This is a genomic window from Oleiphilus sp. HI0080 (assembly GCF_001635135.1).
The window spans coordinates 1-1693 of sequence record NZ_LWFU01000194.1 but is presented as its reverse complement, the minus strand read 5'-3'; the positions used below and the strand labels follow the sequence as shown (position 1 = coordinate 1693).

Annotated in this window: 2 protein-coding genes; both read left to right on the top strand. The window is 47.8% G+C overall.

Annotated elements, in window-relative coordinates:
• Nucleotides 1-861 (top strand): AraC family transcriptional regulator (locus A3751_RS02085; protein WP_068451554.1); only part of this gene is annotated, 861 nt, incomplete at its 5' end.
• A 92-nt stretch (nucleotides 862-953) separates the two neighbouring features.
• The coding region (gene arsB / locus A3751_RS02080) for an ACR3 family arsenite efflux transporter (RefSeq protein WP_068451552.1) at nucleotides 954-1693 on the top strand (740 nt) is incomplete at its 3' end.

The window sequence follows — 1693 nt, the reverse complement described above, 5'->3', positions numbered from 1 at the left end:
CTTGCACTTGAATGCAACAACCGCATTGTTCGCGATCAATTTTCGATCGGGCTTGGTGTGGCTGTTGGCGAGCGTTATGGATTGGATGACTTTGGAATACTCGGTGCCGCGCTGCGCCATGTTCCTTCTTTATATGAAGCGCTCAATATTACACTCGCCTACTATGAGCTCATTGGCAGCTTAACCGACCTCACCGTCATTCAGGATGAGCACACCTTTACTAACCGGTTTGTGAACGTTGCCGGCCTCAGTGAGGAGTTAGTGCACCTTCTCTTCGAGTTGACCATAAGCGGCATGGTTTCTCTCGGTCGGACAATCGCCCAACGAGATTTTAAAGTGCATACCATTCGCTTCTCTATGGCGCTCTCGAACGAAGACAAATCATTCTTCAAAGAGCGTTTCAACTGTGATGTAGAAGACAAGGCAAAATTCAACGAATGGGTGATGGACCTAAAAGATCTCCAGCGAGACATCACTTATGAGCCAAGAGAACGTTCCGAATTAGATAACAGCATTCGCGATCTTAATATCTTAATGGAGACCTTGAAAAACGAGTTTGCTTTGGTCGATCGTTTCGATCGCTTTGTCTTAAACAACGAAGAAGAGTTCCCGAATTCAAAAGAGATTGCAGACGCGCTGTTCATGAGCGAGCGCACGTTCAGACGTAAACTCAAAAGCATCGGACTGAACTACAACACACTCATGGGAAAAATTCGCTGCCAGATCGCTATTGCGATGCTGCAACGCGGCGAGCATACAAATGAAGATGTCGCGTTCGAACTGGGATTTTCAGACGCTGCGAACTTCTGCAATGCCTTTAAAAAGTGGACTGGACACACGCCTAACTTTTATCGCCCTTGATATAAAACCCGAGTACAACTCTAATTTACGCGCAAATACGCGAACCTGCATGATCCAAAAGCGTCACCGCCAATTCAAAAGTAAGGAACAACATGGGTATTTTCGAACGCTATCTCAGTATCTGGGTTGCCATCAGTATCACCGCAGGAATCGGTCTCGGCGTATTGGCACCGAGTGCCTTTGAGCTCATTGCTAGCATCGAGTATGCCCATGTGAATATTCCGGTAGCGCTATTTATCTGGGTCATGATTTACCCAATGATGGTGCAAATCGACTTTAGCGCCGTGAAGGAAGTGGGTAAAAAGCCAAAAGGTATCCTGCTCACTGTCATCGTGAATTGGCTCATCAAGCCGTTCACGATGGCAGCGCTTGGCTGGCTGTTTTTTAAAGTAATTTTTGCGGACTTGGTTGACCCACAAACGGCCTCTGAATACATTGCGGGCATGATCTTGCTTGGCGTTGCTCCCTGTACCGCAATGGTATTCGTCTGGAGCCAGCTAACCAAAGGCGACCCCAACTACACACTCGTTCAGGTATCAGTGAACGACATCATTATGATCTTCGCTTTTGCCCCTATCGCGGCCTTCTTACTTGGTCTGAGTGACATTACCGTGCCATGGGAAACGCTCTTGCTCTCGGTCATTCTTTACGTCGTGATCCCGTTGGTTGCAGGTGTGATAACCCGTATTCGGCTTGATCGACCTGATGATCAGGCGGCGGGGAAAAACAATAATCATGAACGGCTAAACCGTTTCCTGACTGTCGTAAAACCGTGGTCTGTGACCGGGCTTTTGGCCACAGTGGTATTGCTATTCGGCTTTCAGGCGCAAAC